Annotated in this window: 26 protein-coding genes; 1 reads left to right on the top strand and 25 read right to left on the bottom strand. The window is 61.9% G+C overall.

What is annotated here, in order from left to right; all coding sequences use genetic code 11:
* Positions 1-44: 44 nt before the first annotated feature.
* From ACT9T4_RS01515 to ACT9T4_RS01505, 3 genes are all read right to left on the bottom strand, one after another.
* A complete protein-coding gene (locus ACT9T4_RS01515; protein ID WP_499115159.1) occupies positions 45-392 on the bottom strand; it encodes a hypothetical protein in 348 nt (115 codons plus the stop codon).
* Between the two features lie 42 nt (positions 393-434).
* Positions 435-722, bottom strand: coding sequence for a hypothetical protein (locus ACT9T4_RS01510; RefSeq protein ID WP_499115158.1), 288 nt, complete (start codon positions 720-722; stop codon positions 435-437).
* A gap of 232 nt (positions 723-954) precedes the next feature.
* Positions 955-1,215, bottom strand: coding sequence for a hypothetical protein (locus ACT9T4_RS01505; RefSeq protein ID WP_499115263.1), 261 nt, complete (start codon positions 1,213-1,215; stop codon positions 955-957).
* A gap of 170 nt (positions 1,216-1,385) precedes the next feature.
* Here ACT9T4_RS01505 and ACT9T4_RS01500 point away from each other — a divergent pair, with 170 nt between their 5' ends.
* The gene (locus ACT9T4_RS01500; protein ID WP_499115156.1) at positions 1,386-1,580 is read left to right on the top strand and encodes a hypothetical protein; all 195 of its coding nucleotides are present in this window, start codon (positions 1,386-1,388) and stop codon (positions 1,578-1,580) included.
* A gap of 106 nt (positions 1,581-1,686) precedes the next feature.
* Here the strand turns inward: ACT9T4_RS01500 and ACT9T4_RS01495 are convergent, their stop codons facing one another.
* From ACT9T4_RS01495 to ACT9T4_RS01390, 22 genes are all read right to left on the bottom strand, one after another.
* Positions 1,687-2,478 (bottom strand): phage tail tube protein, encoded by a 792-nt coding sequence (locus tag ACT9T4_RS01495; RefSeq protein ID WP_499115154.1) that lies wholly within the window; start codon positions 2,476-2,478, stop codon positions 1,687-1,689.
* A 3-nt stretch (positions 2,479-2,481) separates the two neighbouring features.
* Positions 2,482-2,685: a DUF7210 family protein gene (locus tag ACT9T4_RS01490; protein ID WP_499115152.1), complete on the bottom strand. Its 204-nt coding sequence runs from the start codon at positions 2,683-2,685 to the stop codon at positions 2,482-2,484.
* A gap of 4 nt (positions 2,686-2,689) precedes the next feature.
* Positions 2,690-3,157: a hypothetical protein gene (locus ACT9T4_RS01485; RefSeq protein WP_499115150.1), complete on the bottom strand. Its 468-nt coding sequence runs from the start codon at positions 3,155-3,157 to the stop codon at positions 2,690-2,692.
* Positions 3,154-3,459 carry a hypothetical protein gene (locus tag ACT9T4_RS01480; RefSeq protein WP_499115149.1) on the bottom strand — a complete coding sequence of 102 codons (306 nt, stop codon included), beginning with the start codon at positions 3,457-3,459 and terminating at the stop codon, positions 3,154-3,156. The genes ACT9T4_RS01485 and ACT9T4_RS01480 overlap by 4 nt, the downstream gene beginning before the upstream one ends.
* Positions 3,460-3,477: 18 nt before the next feature.
* Positions 3,478-3,828, bottom strand: coding sequence for a DUF2190 family protein (locus ACT9T4_RS01475; RefSeq protein ID WP_499115148.1), 351 nt, complete (start codon positions 3,826-3,828; stop codon positions 3,478-3,480).
* A gap of 74 nt (positions 3,829-3,902) precedes the next feature.
* A complete protein-coding gene (locus ACT9T4_RS01470) occupies positions 3,903-5,894 on the bottom strand; it encodes a prohead protease/major capsid protein fusion protein (RefSeq protein WP_499115146.1) in 1,992 nt (663 codons plus the stop codon).
* Positions 5,869-7,410 carry a phage portal protein gene (locus ACT9T4_RS01465; RefSeq protein WP_499115144.1) on the bottom strand — a complete coding sequence of 514 codons (1,542 nt, stop codon included), beginning with the start codon at positions 7,408-7,410 and terminating at the stop codon, positions 5,869-5,871. Before ACT9T4_RS01465 ends, ACT9T4_RS01470 begins: the two co-directional genes overlap by 26 nt.
* 2 nt (positions 7,411-7,412) lie before the next feature.
* Positions 7,413-7,616: a phage head-tail joining protein gene (locus tag ACT9T4_RS01460; RefSeq protein WP_499115142.1), complete on the bottom strand. Its 204-nt coding sequence runs from the start codon at positions 7,614-7,616 to the stop codon at positions 7,413-7,415.
* Positions 7,617-7,618: 2 nt separating this feature from the next.
* On the bottom strand, positions 7,619-9,565 hold the full coding sequence (locus ACT9T4_RS01455; protein WP_499115140.1) for a phage terminase large subunit family protein: 1,947 nt from the start codon (positions 9,563-9,565) through the stop codon (positions 7,619-7,621).
* Positions 9,537-10,082, bottom strand: coding sequence for a terminase small subunit (locus tag ACT9T4_RS01450; RefSeq protein ID WP_499115138.1), 546 nt, complete (start codon positions 10,080-10,082; stop codon positions 9,537-9,539). Before ACT9T4_RS01450 ends, ACT9T4_RS01455 begins: the two co-directional genes overlap by 29 nt.
* Before the next feature lie 128 nt (positions 10,083-10,210).
* Complete coding sequence (locus tag ACT9T4_RS01445) at positions 10,211-11,005, bottom strand: hypothetical protein (RefSeq protein WP_499115136.1); 795 nt, start codon at positions 11,003-11,005, stop codon at positions 10,211-10,213.
* Positions 11,002-11,334 (bottom strand): hypothetical protein, encoded by a 333-nt coding sequence (locus ACT9T4_RS01440; RefSeq protein WP_499115134.1) that lies wholly within the window; start codon positions 11,332-11,334, stop codon positions 11,002-11,004. The genes ACT9T4_RS01445 and ACT9T4_RS01440 overlap by 4 nt, the downstream gene beginning before the upstream one ends.
* A complete protein-coding gene (locus ACT9T4_RS01435) occupies positions 11,331-11,663 on the bottom strand; it encodes a hypothetical protein (protein ID WP_499115132.1) in 333 nt (110 codons plus the stop codon). The genes ACT9T4_RS01440 and ACT9T4_RS01435 overlap by 4 nt, the downstream gene beginning before the upstream one ends.
* Before the next feature lie 136 nt (positions 11,664-11,799).
* Positions 11,800-12,354, bottom strand: coding sequence for a hypothetical protein (locus ACT9T4_RS01430; RefSeq protein WP_499115131.1), 555 nt, complete (start codon positions 12,352-12,354; stop codon positions 11,800-11,802).
* Entirely contained in the window at positions 12,351-12,800 is a 450-nt protein-coding gene (locus tag ACT9T4_RS01425; RefSeq protein WP_499115129.1) for a VRR-NUC domain-containing protein, read from the bottom strand. The genes ACT9T4_RS01430 and ACT9T4_RS01425 overlap by 4 nt, the downstream gene beginning before the upstream one ends.
* A gap of 2 nt (positions 12,801-12,802) precedes the next feature.
* Entirely contained in the window at positions 12,803-13,093 is a 291-nt protein-coding gene (locus tag ACT9T4_RS01420) for a hypothetical protein (protein WP_499115127.1), read from the bottom strand.
* A complete protein-coding gene (locus tag ACT9T4_RS01415; protein ID WP_499115125.1) occupies positions 13,090-13,338 on the bottom strand; it encodes a hypothetical protein in 249 nt (82 codons plus the stop codon). Before ACT9T4_RS01415 ends, ACT9T4_RS01420 begins: the two co-directional genes overlap by 4 nt.
* Positions 13,339-13,341: 3 nt before the next feature.
* Positions 13,342-14,373 carry a tyrosine-type recombinase/integrase gene (locus ACT9T4_RS01410; RefSeq protein ID WP_499115123.1) on the bottom strand — a complete coding sequence of 344 codons (1,032 nt, stop codon included), beginning with the start codon at positions 14,371-14,373 and terminating at the stop codon, positions 13,342-13,344.
* On the bottom strand, positions 14,373-14,582 hold the full coding sequence (locus ACT9T4_RS01405) for a hypothetical protein (protein WP_499115121.1): 210 nt from the start codon (positions 14,580-14,582) through the stop codon (positions 14,373-14,375). Before ACT9T4_RS01405 ends, ACT9T4_RS01410 begins: the two co-directional genes overlap by 1 nt.
* 121 nt (positions 14,583-14,703) lie before the next feature.
* Entirely contained in the window at positions 14,704-14,871 is a 168-nt protein-coding gene (locus ACT9T4_RS01400) for a hypothetical protein (RefSeq protein WP_499115119.1), read from the bottom strand.
* Entirely contained in the window at positions 14,868-15,644 is a 777-nt protein-coding gene (locus ACT9T4_RS01395; RefSeq protein ID WP_499115118.1) for an ATP-binding protein, read from the bottom strand. The genes ACT9T4_RS01400 and ACT9T4_RS01395 overlap by 4 nt, the downstream gene beginning before the upstream one ends.
* Positions 15,645-15,660: 16 nt before the next feature.
* The gene (locus tag ACT9T4_RS01390; protein ID WP_499115116.1) at positions 15,661-16,422 is read right to left on the bottom strand and encodes a DnaT-like ssDNA-binding domain-containing protein; all 762 of its coding nucleotides are present in this window, start codon (positions 16,420-16,422) and stop codon (positions 15,661-15,663) included.
* Positions 16,423-16,548: the final 126 nt, after the last annotated feature.

Genomic DNA, 16,548 nt, shown 5'->3' with positions numbered 1-16,548 from the left:
GTGGCCGATGCGGCCCAGCACGGCGATGCAGGATTCGAGATCACTCAGGAAGTGCTCTGGGCCGCTTTCATTCGAACCAGAGCGCCGAAAAAATCCGCGTTTAGCTCCTTGGCCTTGGCGAGCACCTTGTGCAGTTCGGTACCCGTTAGCTGGCTGATCTCTTCCTTCTTGAGATTGGCCATAACGCCCAGGTCACTCAGCCGGCAGCCATCGAATAGGAAGTTGTCCAACTGGTAGTGCATCAGATCTTCCTGGCTAGGGTCGTCGCCCGGCCAAGTGTTGAGCAGCATAACCTGTCGCATCTGAGCGACCGTCAGCTCGGAAACGACGATATCTCGCCGGTTGTCTTGGGGCCCAACGCTAACGACGCCCTTCGCCGCTGAATCACTCATGCTGTTCTCCGGGTAATAAAAAACCCGCAGAAGCGGGTTTTGTCAGAGGTTTAGTTTTCGATACTGTATATCGACGACTTTCTTGAAATGCTGCGTCGTATAGGTCTCGCCGTTGAGCCCATCGCACACGACAAAAAATTTTGGATTGTCTAACAGCGCACTTTCAGTCGAAACACTTACGTAATCGACCCTTTTACAGCTGTAATCCCTACGCGCCACTTCCGCTACACGGACAAGATATGGTTGCCAGCCTTCGTAACGATTCAGAAGGTCGCAACCATCATCACATCCGATACGCTCAGGAATGGCGCCATCTGCGATTGGGGCCATATGGTTCTTTATTTGAAAGTACTTATTAGCCACCAGCCCAGATAGCAGAAGGAGCAATGCTATCGGGATAATGACCCACTTGAACGTGCTACCAGGCGCAGCTGGGCTTGATTTTGGCCCGACCCCTAGATGCTGATTAGGACTTCCCATTGGCTTCCCTCCCATTCAATGGCGGGAATCTACCATCGCAGCGCCAGCACCGAAACCCAGCAGCCGAAACCATGGATTCTGTTCAAGCAACCTCAAGCCCCAATGTGAGCTGCAACTCATGTCGCCAGTGCTCGACCTTCTCGATCAGTGCGGGCTTCTTGCGGCGCCAGGCCGCCAGCTCTCGGCCGCTCAGGCTGGCAACGGCCTGGGCATCGTTGAGCCGCTTACAGGCCCGGTCGAATTGCTGCTTTTCGTTCAGCTCTCCGCGCAGCAGTGCGTCGATGTGCAGGTCGGCCCAGACGGCGAAGTCCGGCGAGATCCAACGGGCGAACGCGACAGCCAGCTTGGGATGAAGCCAGGTTCCGCCGGCGCGGCCGCTCTGGCTCTGGATTAAATCCCTCGAATCCGAGGTATTTAAGTAAAGCGGCCAAGCTGTACGAAATCCCAGCTACTGCAGCGGGCTAGCCGCTAGTACGCTGCGGTTCTCGTCAACTTCAAGCTGGAGCAACCGCAATGACTCAGCGGCCAGATTTCGATGCTGGACTTGCAGCCCTTGCAAAAGCAGCTCAGGCATTTGGGAACAAAGACCCGGCAGATCTAGATCCAAAGGTTCAAATTGAGTACCTGTCGGCGACGACCCAATTGATGCGCCTGCAGCTGCGCTTTCAAAAGCTTCGCGCGAAATGCCAACCGAAAGATCAAGACTGATCCCGCCAAGGGTGGCCCCCAGCCGCAAAGTGACGACCGGCATTGAAGGTTGCATAGCCTCACCTCTTTTAAAAACGGAACAAATGGCCATCCCTGGCCCTACCCCTTACACAGAGGCAGGCAGCTCCTTCTTGATTCGGAAGTACTTCGAGGTGCCGGCGCCGACCTTGGTATCGTCGCGCAGGACCTTGGCGGTGGCTTCGAAGGCGCCGAAGTCTTCGGTATTGATCCAGTCCATGGTGGTGGCCAGGTTCAGGCGGCACATGAAGAATCGCGCTTCGACACGCTTCTGGGTACCGGCGGCGTTCTCACCCTCGAACAGGAATTCGAAGGTCTTGCCGCTGTTGGTCAGAGCCTCGATCACGTCGACAGCAGCGCTGCTGTAGTCGATGGCGACGAGGTACGGTGCACCTGGGGCAGCTGCGATGATGGCCGCTTCCAGCGCGCCACCTGCGACCACTTCGATGCCAGAGCCGGTCATCACCCAGTCGTCGAACTCGTCGAACTCGGTGGTGCCGGGGGCGCCTGCAACCACATTGGTCACGCCGGCAATTGTCAGCGGCATGTGGTCGAGGGCAATGGTGCCGTCGACGCCTGCCTGCTTGATCTCGGCGGTGTGGGTGGATGCCGGTACGGTGGTGGAGTCACCCCACACCAGCGCGCTCAGCACCCAGGTGAATATCTCGCGGAAGTTGATGGCGAGGCCCATGGAGGTCACGCGGTCGAGCGAGTCGTACTCACCGCCCTGTGGGGTGGTGGTATCACCCAGGGTCAGCGAGTTGGTTTCGGTGGTGTGCTGGATGGTCGACACCAAACCGACCTTCTGGAACGGCAGGCCGCTGCCGTACTCGCGCGCCTTGAGGTGACCACCGATCACCACGGTTTCTTTACGGATCATGGATCACTTCTCCTGCTTGGCTTCGTCAGCCAGCACGCCTGCTTCTTGCAGGAAGGCCTTCTGGCGAGCGGTGACTTTGATGGGGTCCTTGGCGGCGTATTGCTTGCCGGCATGGGTGTGAGCCTTCGCGAGGGTTACCTCGGTCGTCGGTGCTTTTCTCGGCTCAGCCGACTCCGCCGCCTTGGCGGCAGGTGCGCTGGTTTCCATGGGATTACCTTTCGATAACGGTGTGCAGGTGCACGGGGATTAGAACGGTGGCGGCCTTCTCGCCATTGCCTGGCGGGAACTGCTCGGGCGCGCCGATGGTGATGCGGGTGATGCCACTGCGGAACGGTAACCATGCAGCGGGCTGGCCCTCTGACGTGATCAGTGCGCGCTGCAGGTCGACCTGCAGGTCATCGAGGGCGTCCTCGTAGTTGTCCAACCCCACGCTGACGGCGCCGATTACGTAGAAGCCCACCTGACTGATATGCCCCTCTGGACCACGCTTCGGCGGCAAGTCCTTCGCCTTCTGCACGACGATGATGGGGAAACCCACCTTGTCGCTCTCCAACACCTCGTTGAACCAGCCCGATTTGACGTTCTGGCCGGCATTGGTGAGGTAGCCGTTATCCACTGTGATCGACAGCAGGTGCTGCGCCAGGGCCTTGCGGCCGAGGCTCAGGGGGTTGGTGGTCATGGCTTGTCCTCCATGCAGGCGGCGACAATCCACGTGCCATCGTCGGATATGGTGTCTTCGACGAGGTAGCGCTTGCCTGGCGTGACGAACACACCGCCGCGCTGAACGCTGCGCAGCTGCTCCGCGCGGAAGCTGATCCCGATCGCATCACTGCGCCACACGCCTTCCGGTCCGTTCTGCACCAGGTTGTGATCGATGATCACCTCGATGCAGTTCACCGGGGCGGCGTTGTTGGGGGCGAGGTATTGGGCGTGCCCGTCCTTGAGGGTTGCGACCACGCGCTTCTGCATGCGGTCGCGCATGGCGGCCCAGCTCATGGCTTAGGCCGTTACCGGGTGACCGAAGGTGCCGTTCAGGCGAACGGTGCCGACGGCGGATGGGTTGGCAGCGGCCTTCACAGCCACGCCGAGCAGGTAGTTGCCGGTACCGGGCACGTTGGTGACCAGGCCACTGCCGGAGATCATGTAGACGGGCTGCCCGGTCTCCCATGCCTGGGCGCTGGTTTTCGGCACCTCGAATACGCCGGTGGTCTTGAGCTCGCACTCTTCGCCCACCGCGGCATTGCCAGCGGCCACGCCGACAAGACTGTTGAGGCGAACCAACTGACCCGACGCGATAATTGCGGCGGCGACGATGGTAATCATGTCGCCATGCTGTTTGAAGTTCTTCACGGTGATTCCCTCGAATCTGAAAGGCGGAAACAACAAGGGCGCCCTCTGGCGCCCTTATGCGGTGTTGGTCGGGATCAGGCGCCCGGGTTCTTGTAGGCGCCGCGGTAGTCGATCCAGGCACCGCCGAATACGAGGCGGGCCTTGATCTCCATGCCGTCCACCTCGAAGCCCTCGCGGGTTTCGGTGAACACGCCCTGCTCGCCTTCCAGGTAGGCGTATTCGAAGGTATCCACCACGCCCGGCGCGGCGAACAGGTACCACTGGTTGCCGGTGATGCGGGCATCAACGATGACCGTCAGCGCAGTGTTGCGGGCGTCGTTGATGTCGGCGTTCTTGGCCGGCACGTAGTTGGAGCTGGTGAACTGGTAGGCCTCCAGCTCTTTGTCCGGGCCGACCACCAGGTATTCCGGGCCGATGTTGAGGAAATGGCCCGCCTTGGACTTCTGCTTGCGCATCGCGGCGCGTGCAGCGGCCAGCGTGGTGGTGTTGATTGCACCACCGGAGGCGGCGACGTTGCCGTGGTCGGCATCGAAAACCGGCTTGCCGTCGACAAACTGGGTAGCGCCCAGAATAAGCGCCCAGATCAGATCCGATTCGGTCTGCGCGGCTGCAGCGCCGAGGGCCTGCGGAATGCGGGTCATGGCGCCGAGGTCGTCGTTGACGATGGATTCCCAGGTGATGGCGATAATCTTGCCAAACTTGGCAACCTTCAGCGGCGCACCATCCTCGCTGAGGGTGCCGTACTTGTATTCGCCGTGCTCGTTGACCTTCTCCAGCGCGGAGATGTCACCGAGGGCGGCGCGAGTTACCGCGCGGAAGTCCGGCACGGTGGTCTGGCGGCCCAGCGGGCGCCAGGTCTGCGGGGCCAGCTCATAGCCCGCTCGCAGGGTTCGGTTGACGGTGTTGCCCAGCAGCAGCGGGAAGTCGCTGGTGGTGTGCATGCCCGCGGCGCGGAATGCTTGGCGGTCGCAGCCCAGGGCGGCGCGGGCCACTTCCTGAGGCGTCATGCCGCGCACATTGCCGCCCACCAGCTCGATGGACTCGCGGGCCATGTCGATCAGGCGCATGCCGCGGAACTCGCGGGCGGTATCTTCCAGCTTGATCTTCGGATCGCAGCGGTTCTGCAGGGCGTTTTCCATGGCGCCGCGCTTGGCGGCCAGCACGGAAGCGTCCAGCTCACTGGTCACCTGAGTGGCGTGAGCGCTGCGAGTCTGGCCCTGCTCGCCAGCCTGTTTGGCTGCCAGCTTGTCGATCATCTCGCTGCTCGCATCGGCCACTGCCAGGCCACGCTCGATCATCTCGTCGGCCACGTCATCACCCAGGCCAACCTTGCGCGCCATCTGGCGGATGGTGAGGCTGCGCTTGCGCTCGGCGTCCTGGGCTTCACGGCGTACCTGCTCTTCGGCCGCGCGCTTCTCTTCTTCGGTCATTGCTGTTTCCTCTGGGGTTTTAGGCGCGTCGGCCTGCGGTTCGGGTGGCTGTTCGGCTTCCCGAGTTTCGAAAATTGTGGTGGTGCGCTTGCCCTTGTACTCAGCCGGCGTAGCCGCGCTGCGCACCTTGGCGCCGTCGTCGAAGCCGATCGGCACCAGGGAGATTTCAGTAGGCTCCCAGTCGGAGGCCCGATAGATCGGCAGGCTCTCTTCACCCTCTTCCACGAGGATGTAGCGGTGCACCATGTAGCCCACGCTGATGTTGCGCAGGATGCCATCCTTGACGTCCTTGAAGATCGGCTCGACGTCGTCGCGGGAGCTGAAACGGATCACCGCGTGGCCCTGGCCACCCTCCAGCCAGGCACGGTCAACCACGCCGATGACATCGTCGAGATCCCACTGGCCGTGCGCGTTGAGGAACGGGGCACCGTTGTTCAGGCGATCCATGCGGATAGCGGTGTCGCTGACCTCCAGCTCTTCCATGTACTCGCCGATGGACCAGGACCAGCGCTTGCCGCGCGAGCCAGTGGTCCAGGTGATTTCTACGGTGCGGTCTTCGATGTTCAGTGAGCCGGGGCGAACTACCGCGCGGATGTGCTGTACAGGTGTTTCAAGCGTTTTCGTCGTCGCCGTCATTGGTCTGGCTCTCGTCGTTGTTTGCCGGCGGATCGACGTCCGTCGATGGGATCACGGTGCCCGCCGTCCGGGCCTGGGTAAGGCCGGCGTCGGATACCTTGCGTGGGTCGCAGTCGAGCACCAGGCCGAGCTTGTCGAACAGTTCGTTGTATTTGGCGATCTCGGCGGCGTGGCCGTCCGGGTCGGTAATACCCAGCTCGCGTAGGGCGTTCGGCCAGGTGACCAGGCCACTGCGCAGTCGATCCTTGACGGTTTGCGTCTCCGACTTGGGGTCGACCATTTCGCGGCGCGGCGGCACCCACTCAGCATTCACGTCTGCCAGCACGCCACCGGGCAGCAGTGCCTGTGCTTCCATGAACCACTCCCACACGCGCTCACACATCTGCGGGATCAACATGCGCCACTGCCACACATCAACCCGTCGAGCGAAGTGCAGCCAGCCCATGCGGCCGCTGGAGAAGTTCACGCCTTTCAGGTCGCCGACCATGAGTTCGTACGGCACGCCGAGGCCTACGGCGATGGCGTGTAACGCCTGCCAGGAGTACGGCTGGTAACCGTTGAAGGTTGGCGGGGCGGCGGTGCTCACCTGCTCGCCGGCGGCCAACTGCTGGATCATGCCCGGCTCCATCCGCTCGATGAGCGGTGGGGCCTTACCACCGGTTGCCGAACCATCGTTGGTGACGAAGGCGGCAAAGCAGGCAGCAATCTTGGCCTGCTCCATGACGGCGTCTTCCATCTCGTCAAAGTTGCGCAGGCGCTGCATCACCGGCGCCAACCAGGTGTAACCGCGAACCTGCCCAACTCGCTTCGGCAGGAAGACATGAATCACATCCTCTGCCGGCACGCGCTTGGACTGCAGCGCGCGCATTGCGCGATTGGCGCCGGGGTGCTGATCGAACAGCCAGTACGCCACCCGCTTTCCGATGGCGTCGAACTCGATGCCCTGAATGATCGTGTTCGCGCCGACATCGCCATTCTTGGCGTCGTCGATAAAGTCCGGCTCGAGCAGCTGCAACTGCAGCGGCACGCTCAGGCCATCCGAGGCATAGCGACGGCGCCGGCGGATCAAGCACTCGCCCGCCTCCGCGGCGCACTCGGTCACCTTGTGCTGGAGGCCGTAGAAGTTTTCTAGGCCATCCGCGTCGCACTCGGTGGTTTCGCCCCAGCTTGCCCATAGATCAGCAAGCCGCTTGTTTTCGCGATCCTTGGCAGACTTTGGGCTCGGCACGATGCCATAGCCGACCACGTTGTCAGCGATGCCGCTGATAGCGCGCTCGGCGTACGGGTTGTTACGGCGCAAGTCGCGGGCGCGGTTGCGCAGTAGAGCCAGGGCCGGGCCATTCTCGGCGTTGGCGTCTGCTCCGGTGGCACGCCAGCCCGCGTTGCGGCGGCCGCCGGCGGCACCTTCGAAACGGCGCTTCATTACCTCGAGCGTGATATCAGCCTGGAGCTTCTGCACGCGCGCCGTCGCACGCTTCGCGGCGTAGCCGGGAAACAGGTCGTCGATGAGGCGCATGGTCAGTAACCTTTGGAGAACGAAGTTAAGGTGCGACCGCGGTTACAGTCAGCATTGAGGCCCAGGTCATCGCGCATCAGGCGCAGGATCTTCAGCATCTCGTCGACACTGCGGTAGGTGACGCTGCGGTCGGCATAGCGGACGGACAGCTCGCCGCCCGCGATTGCCGCCTGTAGCGCCTCGTATTGCTCGAGGGTGTAGGCCATCGCTATCGTTTCCAGAAATTGGATTTGGCCCGTGGGCGTTCTTCAGTGCTCACGGCTGACTCGCCGCCGACCTGAGGCTCTTCTGCCAGGGCGTCGAGATCCAAGCCGAAACGCTGCTGACTGATGCGCAGCGCGGCGATTGCCCCAACCAGGCAGTCGAGCGCCTCGTTGCGGCGGCCCTGGGCATCCCAGCGGTGAACCCGCAGGCCGTTGACGATCTTCGGCACCTTGACCTCGGAGGTCAGCTGCTTCACCTCGCTTTCGTCGCAGATGTCGCTGTTTGCCGGCAGATGGATCACGCCAGGCTGGCACTCGCCGGCCTGCGATTTGGCCGTGTCGACTTCCAGCTTGAGGCGGCTGTAGATCAGCTCCTTTGCGTTGTCTGTACCGATCTCGGTCAGGTAGACCTTGGCCTTGTTCTTAGTGCGCGGCATGTTGGCAATGGGCTTGCCGTACTGGCTTGCGCCCTTGGTTGGGATCACCCAGAGCAGGCCATGCTTGCGGCTGGCGGCGTAGACTTCGTCGGTGTAGTGGCCGCCGGAGTCCCAGCCCCAGCGGTCTACCTTCATGATCAGGCCATCAGCGCGGGTGAACTGCCGCTGCAGTTCTATCCCTGCCTTGCGCTGTAGCTCTTCGCTGGCCGGATCGCCCATGAGGATGAACCGGTAAACTAGCCACGCTTCTTCACCGGGCCCAAATGCCCATACCCGGCCTTCGAGTCGGTCGTCCTGGGTATCGATGAATCCGGTCAGCACCACGGCGCGTTGCGGAGCCTGGCCGGTCCATACCTCGCGGCGACCGTAAAGCGCTTCCCAATCGACCTTAGATTGCACCTCCTCCCACATCTCGCCGAGCGTGGTGTTGGTGAAGGTGATCAGCTTCTCGCGGTCGCCTTTGATCTTCAGCCACTCTTCCGCGATCTTCAGCCAGGCTGACCAGGTGCTGTAAATGGCCCAGCAGTAGAAGGCGACCGACTTGGGCGTGCGTATGGGCTGGTCGTCCTTGTCGAACCAGTCCATGGAGTCGCGCGTCCAGATGCCGGTCACTTCGCAGATCCAGCGGCCATGCGGTGAGGCAGCAACCATGTCCTGGTGGTAGAAGTTGTCGCCACAGCTCTCGCACACGTACCAAGCTTTGGTGGCCTGGCCGAGGGCGTCCTTCTCCCACTTGAGACCGTAGCCGCAATCCTTCCCACCGAACTTCAGTGTTTGCTCGTGCTGGCAGTGCGGGCAGTCCACGTAGAAGCGCAGGCGAATGGGTGACTCTTCAGCGGCCTTGTTGATCTGGCAGCTGCCCGCCTTCTTCGGCGTGGAGCCCCGGATCGACTTCGGGTACGTGGCACCGTCCAGGCGCTTGTCGCCCAAGGTGACCGCATCGCCCTCGCCCTCGATGTCGGGGTCGAAGTTGGACAGTTCGTCGTAGATCGTTTCGTCTGCCGACAGCTCGCGGTAGTTGCCCGAGGCGGTACCGCCGCGAATCCACAGGCTCTTACGGTTCGAGAAAGTCTTCGCCTCGATGGTGTTATCGCGGTGCTTCTTACCGAACCAGGGTGCCAATTCCTTGATGACCGGAACGTCGCGCACGAGACCATCGACATGACGCTTGCTGATGCCCTTGGCATCTGTGTCCGTCGGGCTCCACATCACGATGTTGCGGCGCTTGTGCTGCAGCTTGTAGCCAATGTTGGCCAGCAGAAGCTTGGTGTAACCGATCCTCGCCGACTTCACGAAGTTGACGACGGCGATCAGGTCATTACCCATCGCGTTGAGGATGGCGACCTGAAACGGGTCGGTCGTCCACTTGCCTTCGTGATACGAAGACTCGGACGACATGTAGAAGTGCTCATCGGCCCACTGCACCGCCGTCATCGGCGGATCTTTGGACAGGGCCTGCAACCCTAACCGTACGGCTTTGCCGAGGTCATGAATCCAAGGTTGCAAGGTACTCATCGAGATATCCCGGTAGTTCGTCGCCGAACTGCGCGGCGATATTGCGAGCCAGGGCGATCTCTCGCTCCGTGGTTTCCAGTATCCGAGCGTCGATGTCTGGGTGGCGGCGGCTGACTGTCTTGCCGACGGTTTCGAGTTTGGAGCCGATCTTCGAAGCGATTTTCTCCAGGGCGAACGTGACGAAAGGCGCCGGTATCAGGACCTTGTCGTTTACCTGGTTCTTCTGTTCGACGGCGTATGCCTGGGCCGTGGTGAGGCGCAGGCGCTCCTGCATCAGCTTGTACTCGATCAGCGGATCGAGAACCTCGCCGTCTGACCCGCTGGGTTGGTGTTTCTTGGCGGCGTTATCGAGGCGGTTTTGCACCACATCCTGCACGCGATAAAACGCCTCACGACCGATACGGGCGACTGGCTCGACGTCCCATTTATCAAAGGCTTGCGGGGAAATGCCGAGCGACTTTGCCATCTCGGATTTGTTCAACCATCCCGGCTGCCTGGTTGTTTCGTTTTTGGCCATGACTAAACAACAACCAACCTCTGGAAAAAGGTCATACATGGATGTCGAGCGGGGCCCGAATTACCCTCGAGGCCACCCCCGTCCGGGAGTACCTTTTGGGGTGGGGTGTAGCACGCCAGTGCCCCGAATCATCGAGCCCGTGTAGCCAGGGCGCGAGCCATGGCCTTCTCAAACTGGATTGGAAGCTGGTCTTCTGCGATCGCTTCGGCCACTTCAAAGAAGCGGAAGCGCCTTGAGTACGACGGCGCATCGGTGAAGGCCAAGACCATCTTGATCTTGTTCCTACTGCCCTTGCCCCATCCAGTGCGCTCGGCGACACCGATTGCCTGACGGCCTTTGCGCATCAGGAAGTAGCGCTTAGAGTTGCCCTTGGCTGAGCTCCTGCCGCTGCGTGTAGCGTTGGCGTCGTAGCCTTCCTCGGTGAAGAGGCCAGCACCAGAGAGGATCTTGGTCAGCGTTCCGCGCGGGATGTTGCCGTGCGAGTCCAGCTTGATACCTTTGCCTGGCATCACATACTTGCCAGCAGGCAGCACACCACGCCTGTTTAGCATCCGCTCGGTACCCTTCTGGTTCCTGAGCCCCCCTCTAACCTGAGGGGTCAGCCAGACAGTCGCAGCACTCCCCTTGTCCCACTCGTGCTGCGTGCCCACCATGTTGCCGGCCGAGTTCTGCGACAGACCGTCCTTGATCCATACCCTGGCTTCCATGCGCGCCTTGGTTGCGGGCTGGATGAACAGGCTGTTGAGCGTGGCACGGGTTGGCCTATCGAAGACCGACTGCATCTCCTCTACCAAACCTGCCTTCACTTCCTGGGCTGTGCTGGTCAAGGCGAGTGCTGCAGCGAATGGCAGCTGCTCACGCTCCAGGTGATCGAGCTGCTGCAGTCGCTCACGCAGGCCGGTGAAGGTGACCTTGAAAGTCATGGCAACGCCGAGGCTTTCTCTACCGCCTCGGTAGCCTTCTCTGCCGCCTGCTGTGCACTCTTCGCAGCCTGACTAGCCTGCGGCACGAGGCGAGACTGCAGATCATCGACCTGAGCCAATAGCTCTCGGATGCGAGTCACACGCTGTGCGTCTTGTCGTTCGTGCGACTCGATTACTGTCTTCAGCGTCTTCTCGTCGCTGTAGGCCTGGAACTGTCCGCCAGCCATGAAGCAGCTGATACCGATCACCACCAGCAGCAACCAGCTGCCGTGGTGGTCCCACAAGCGCCGGCCTTTACCCATCCGGCGTTTCAGTTCTTCGTCACTCATGATTGGTCACTCCGCTGCAGCTGCTGCCGCAGGGCCTCGATCTCTCTGGTGAGGTAACTGATCTTCAGCTCCATCTGGGCATTGGCTGCTTTGATGTCGCTGAACTCCCGGATCAGGGCGTAGATTTGCTGGTTGGCTTGTTCGAGCTGAGACTCGGCTTCCTTTCGAAGGGCTCGCTCTTCGGCAAGCGCATTCATCAGCCTGTCGTTCTCCCGGCTCTCGCCACGGCGCTCGGCCCAGGCTTTGGGGAAGTAGACGACGGCAGTTACCACGGCCATGGCAACCCATCCAAGCCAGCCCGACAGGGTTGTGGGCAAGGCTTCGAACATGGGCTTGTCCAGGTCTGGGTGCAGAAACGAAAAAGCCCCGCTCATTGGCGGGGCTTCTGTGCGACGATCCTTCATACGTAAGATCGGCAGGATGTGAAAAATAGTGATGGAGCGCTGGCGTTGTGTCAACAGGTATTTACGCGGCCTGCTGGTGCAGAACACCCTCGGCCAGCAGGATCTGCTCGGCAGCCTTAAGTGCCTCGCCAACCATCTCCTCCAGCACCTTGTGGATGTTGCGCCGCCACTCGCGACGGGTCGACTCCGGGCGGCCGTCGAGGTCCCACGTATTCATATCGTAGAACTCGGCCGGCAACACGATTATGTTGGCAGAGCGCTTGCCCTCCACGCCTCGCAACTTCGGGATAGCCCACACTGTCACCGCCTTGGCCTTGAACAGCTGCTTTGAAGGAGACGCCACCACCGGCACCAAGGCGCTGATCGCCTGCACCTTCCGCCCCTTGTGCGTGCTGTACTTCGCCACCAGCGCGTTCCAGTGCCTAGGGATCAGCTGGCTGTGCAGCCGGGCGAACACCCAGCAATCGGCCTGCATGCGATCCGAACCGGAAACACCCGACCCCGCACGCATGGTGTCCAGGTCGATCAGCTTCTGCCAGGCCTGCTTACTCGTGTTGTCGATGCACTCGGCCGCCAGGGCCGATACCACTGCACTCTGCACGCTTGGATAGATCATCGCCCTACTCCCCCGTTAACCACTACCGTCGGCGCGCTCGCCAGATACGCGTCGATCACCTTGATTGCTTCGTCCAGCCCGCGGCACACCACCGCCTTGTAGCCTTGCTGCGCCACGTCGTGCAGGAAGTCCCGCTGCGACTGGCTGACCACGGCGCTGTGCGGCGCCGAGGCCTTGAACTCGATGTACAGGCCGAAGAACCCGCCGCGAGCCATCGGCAACACGATGTCGCTCACGCCCGCCTTAACCCCCTGGGCCTTCAGCTTGGCAGCAACCGCCTTAACCCGATGCCCGCCGTTCGGCACGTGGTATGCCAGCGCGGCGGCTGCTGGGTGGCGCACGCGCAGCCAGTTGAACAGCGCGGCCTGCTCCATTCCTTCGTAGTCCACCGACGGGCGCCGCGCGCTCAGCTTCGGCAGCCTCCAGCTCTTGATCGCTTCAGCCATGGTCAATCTCCCGCGTAATGCGAGCCACCAGGGCCGCGTTTGTTGGCTTGCTGGTACTGCTCGGCATCGCCGGCGATGGTCTTGCGGACCGGGCGTGGTGCGCGGCGCTCGGCGGCGGTCAGCTCCTTGCGCAGGTAGGCGATCGCCTCTTCTTGGCTCATGGCCTCGCCAGACGCCAGCACCACGCCCGCTCCGTTGCAGGCCACGCAGCCGTTCAGGTGGTAGATGCCTCGGTAAACGCCGGAGCCATGGCATATCTCGCAGCGCTGGTGCTGATGCATGACGGCAGTCACGGCTTGATCTCGCCCAGAACTTTGAACATGAACATCGGTTGGCTATCGCGACCGTGCACCAGGGGATGTAGCAGCCCCTCGATGATCGAGAACGGGAAGATCAGGAAGTCGAGCGGCGCCCACTTGGCGAAGACCAGAGGCGCCTCCGAATCGACATCACCCATCCAGACCGGGATGCCGTAGTAGCTGCCGTAATGGGTGCACCCCAGCTTGATGGCCTCTCGTTTCGTCGTGTATCCCAGCATTTTTCACCCTCCCCACGTAGAAATACCGGAAACGGCGCTATCGCCCGCCGCTTCTGGCTTGCAGTCATTTTTAAGAAGTGCAGGAACAGCCACTATTTGGCCGTGCGCATCGGCGAAACCGCACTCATCGAGGCGTGCATGCCAGCGCTCCAAGGCCTCGCGCCGGCGCTCCATCGCGTCGCGTGTCAGGTAGGTTTCGGTGGTCACGCCCAGGGCATGGTTGATCAGCAGTTCGCCCACCATGTGATCGACGCCGATGTCCGCCAGGCTGGAGCGCATCAGCTTGCGCAGGTCATGGCTCGTCCAATGCCGGCCGCTCACCTCACGCATCAGCGCATGGCCACTGGTCAGCGCCATACCGGCACCGCCACGCACCGGGAACAGCCAGGCCGTCTTCAAACGAGCATCCGGCAGTGCGGCGCGGTACCGGCGCAGTAGACCAAGCACCTGGGTGGTCAGCGGCAGCACATGCTCGCGGCGGCTCTTCGTGTTCGCCTCCGGGATCACCCACACCCGCTCATCCAGAGACATATGGCCCCAGCGCGCCGCCAGCGTCTCGGCGATACGCGTGCCGTGGGCCAGCATCATCAGCGGCAACATGCCCTTGGCCGGGTCCGCGCTGAACACTGCCACCAGGTGCTGCACCAGATCGGCCAGGTCGACCCGCGACAGCGCCGCCGGTTTCGGCCGCAGCTTGCCCTTGTAGAAATCACGGAAGGTCGTGCCTGCCAGCGGGTTGCTGTCCATGCGCCTCTGCGTCTCGGCCATGGCGAACGCCTGGCGAAGCCCCTGCAGCGCCTTCTGCACCGTGCGCGGCGCCAGCTCTTGGTGCATTGGGAACACCAACTGATCATCCAGGGTCACCCGATCCACCTTGCGCAATGCAACTTTCCCCACGCGGGGCAAGACGTGTTTGCGCATCAGGCAGCCCATGCTCGAGCGGTACTTCTCGCTGCGAGTGCGATCGCCCTCGATCCTCGACAGCCACCACTCGACCACATCGCCCACGGTGCGGAATCCTGGCTTCTTGGCCATCAGCGCACCGCCTTGGCGGCACGATCCGCCTCGATCGCCCTCACCACGTCATCAAAGGTGCTGGTCCAGCAAATCGGCATGCTGCCTCCCGGGCGGATAACGGCGACCTGCCCGAATCGCCACATCGTGCGGAAGATCAGGTAACCGTCCGGCGTACGGCACACCGCAGGATTGTCAGGGTCCATACGAACCCGCAGACGATCAGCCATCAAACCACCTCTCCATCAGCCCAAATCAAACGCGCCTCACGCAGAGCCTCTTCCCTGGACAGCTCGACTGGGCCGCCCATCAGGAAGCGACACCCACCGGCAATCACGGTCCAGTTCTTCTTCATCGTTTCGCCCCAAGTGCGCGCTTCTGCACACCATCCAGTTGCACCAATCGGCAGTCATTCCCGCGCTTCATCCGGATAACCGAGCGGCTACGGCCGTCGAAGGCGAAGCCGTCCCGCTCCAGCAGGCTGGCGGTGATGCGCTGGGCTTCGGTCAGGCAGTTCATGCCTCACCCCGCCGGGCGCTCTGCCAGTCGAAAACCACCACCACGCCGTCGCCCTCGCGCAGCCGATCCACCGTGCGGTCGCCAAGTGCCCCGGCCAGGGCCTGGGCGAACAGGTTCGAAATCACGATCGTCGGCTTCATCTCCTCGTACCGGGCGTTGATCACCTCGAACATCACCATCCGCTCGAAGTCCGTCCCATAGCTCGCGCCCACCTCGTCGAGAATCAGCAGGTCAGGCGTACGGAACACCTCCAGCGCCTCGCGCTCGCTCTGCGCCGCCTCCTTGCCGTAACTCGCCTTAACCTGCTGGCACACCCTCGAAACGGTCGTGTACATCACGTTGCGTCGGTGGTGCTCAACCACCACAGAGCCCACGGACACCGCCAGGTGCGTCTTGCCATTGCCCACGTGGCCCAGCAGCATCAGGCAGCGCCCGGCCGCGGCGTTGTCCGGGAAGTTGTTCGCGTAATCCATGCACAGCTGCAACGCTACCTGCTGCCGCTCAGAGGTGGCCCGATAGTTCTCGAAGGTCTTGTCCTTGAACCGCAGCGGAATCAGCGCCTGACCAAGCTGCCGTTCGAGGCGCGCAGCCACCGCCAACCGCTGCTGCTCGGCACGCTCGAGCAGCTCAACCTGCGCCTGCTCGATGCGCGAACACTCAGGGCACCCCGAGAGCACGTCATCACGCAGCACGCTGGCGATGTAATCACCGTGCTCAGGGCATTTGGCCGTGGCGGTTCCCGTGATACCCGCTGATTGCTTCAGGCGCGCCAAACTCGCGCCTAGGGATTCAGAGCCTGTACGAGCCATCTGATTTGGCCTCCAGTCCGGCATGTGGGTCTTGGTTGGCCAGCTCGGTATGCTGGCTAGTTCGCCCGGCCCGGGCAGATGGAGCAGCAGCAGCGCGGACGCCACTGCGCTTGATCGACGCCACCAGCTCACGGCACCAAGCCGCCTGGTTGTTCATCGTGTCGCGAGTCATCCAGTACGAAACGAATTCCTTGATCGCCTCAGGCGTCACCTGGTCGGCAGTGATGCCGATCAGCTTCAGGTGCGTGGCCAGGCTCACCTCATCCGGCGCCCAACCCTCGAACATCTCGAAGCGTTGGCGAGCCTCGATTGCAGCAACAGGGTTGCCGGCCTGTTGTTGTTCTTTATCTCTTCTCTTCTCTTCTCTAGTCCGCTTTCCGTCCGCATCAGAAGCGGACGCATTACGGACTTCCCTCTTCCTGTCAGCGTCCTGCGCGCGGCGCTTTGCAGAGGCACCGTTGTGGGCCTCAAAGCGCGGCAGGTCTAGGCTTGCGCCCTGTTCGAGCAGCCAGCCGACTGACACCATGGCCGCGGAAAACCCCGGCCATGCCGCCAGATCATCAAGAGAGCTGAGCGAGTAACCTTCGAGAGAACCGTCCGCAGAATGCGCATCAAACAGACTCCAAACGGACAGCAATCCGCCGACGATCCGAAACCTGTCCGCATTCAAAGCGGACGCCATGCGTACAACCTTCGGGCTGGTCAGCAGATCCGTACGCATCTTGATCCAATCACCAGCCATGGCTATCACCACGCGCCACGATTGGCAGCACACCAAAACGTGGCGCGCCACGCTCGGTATTGCCAGTTGAAAGGGGTTTGCTCATAATCCGAGCCTCTTGTTGTACTGCTACATGGAGCCCGGTCT

The organism is Pseudomonas sp. SZ40, from assembly GCF_052958135.1.
Note: the sequence above shows the minus strand (reverse complement) of the source record. Positions and strands in the feature narration are given on the sequence as shown.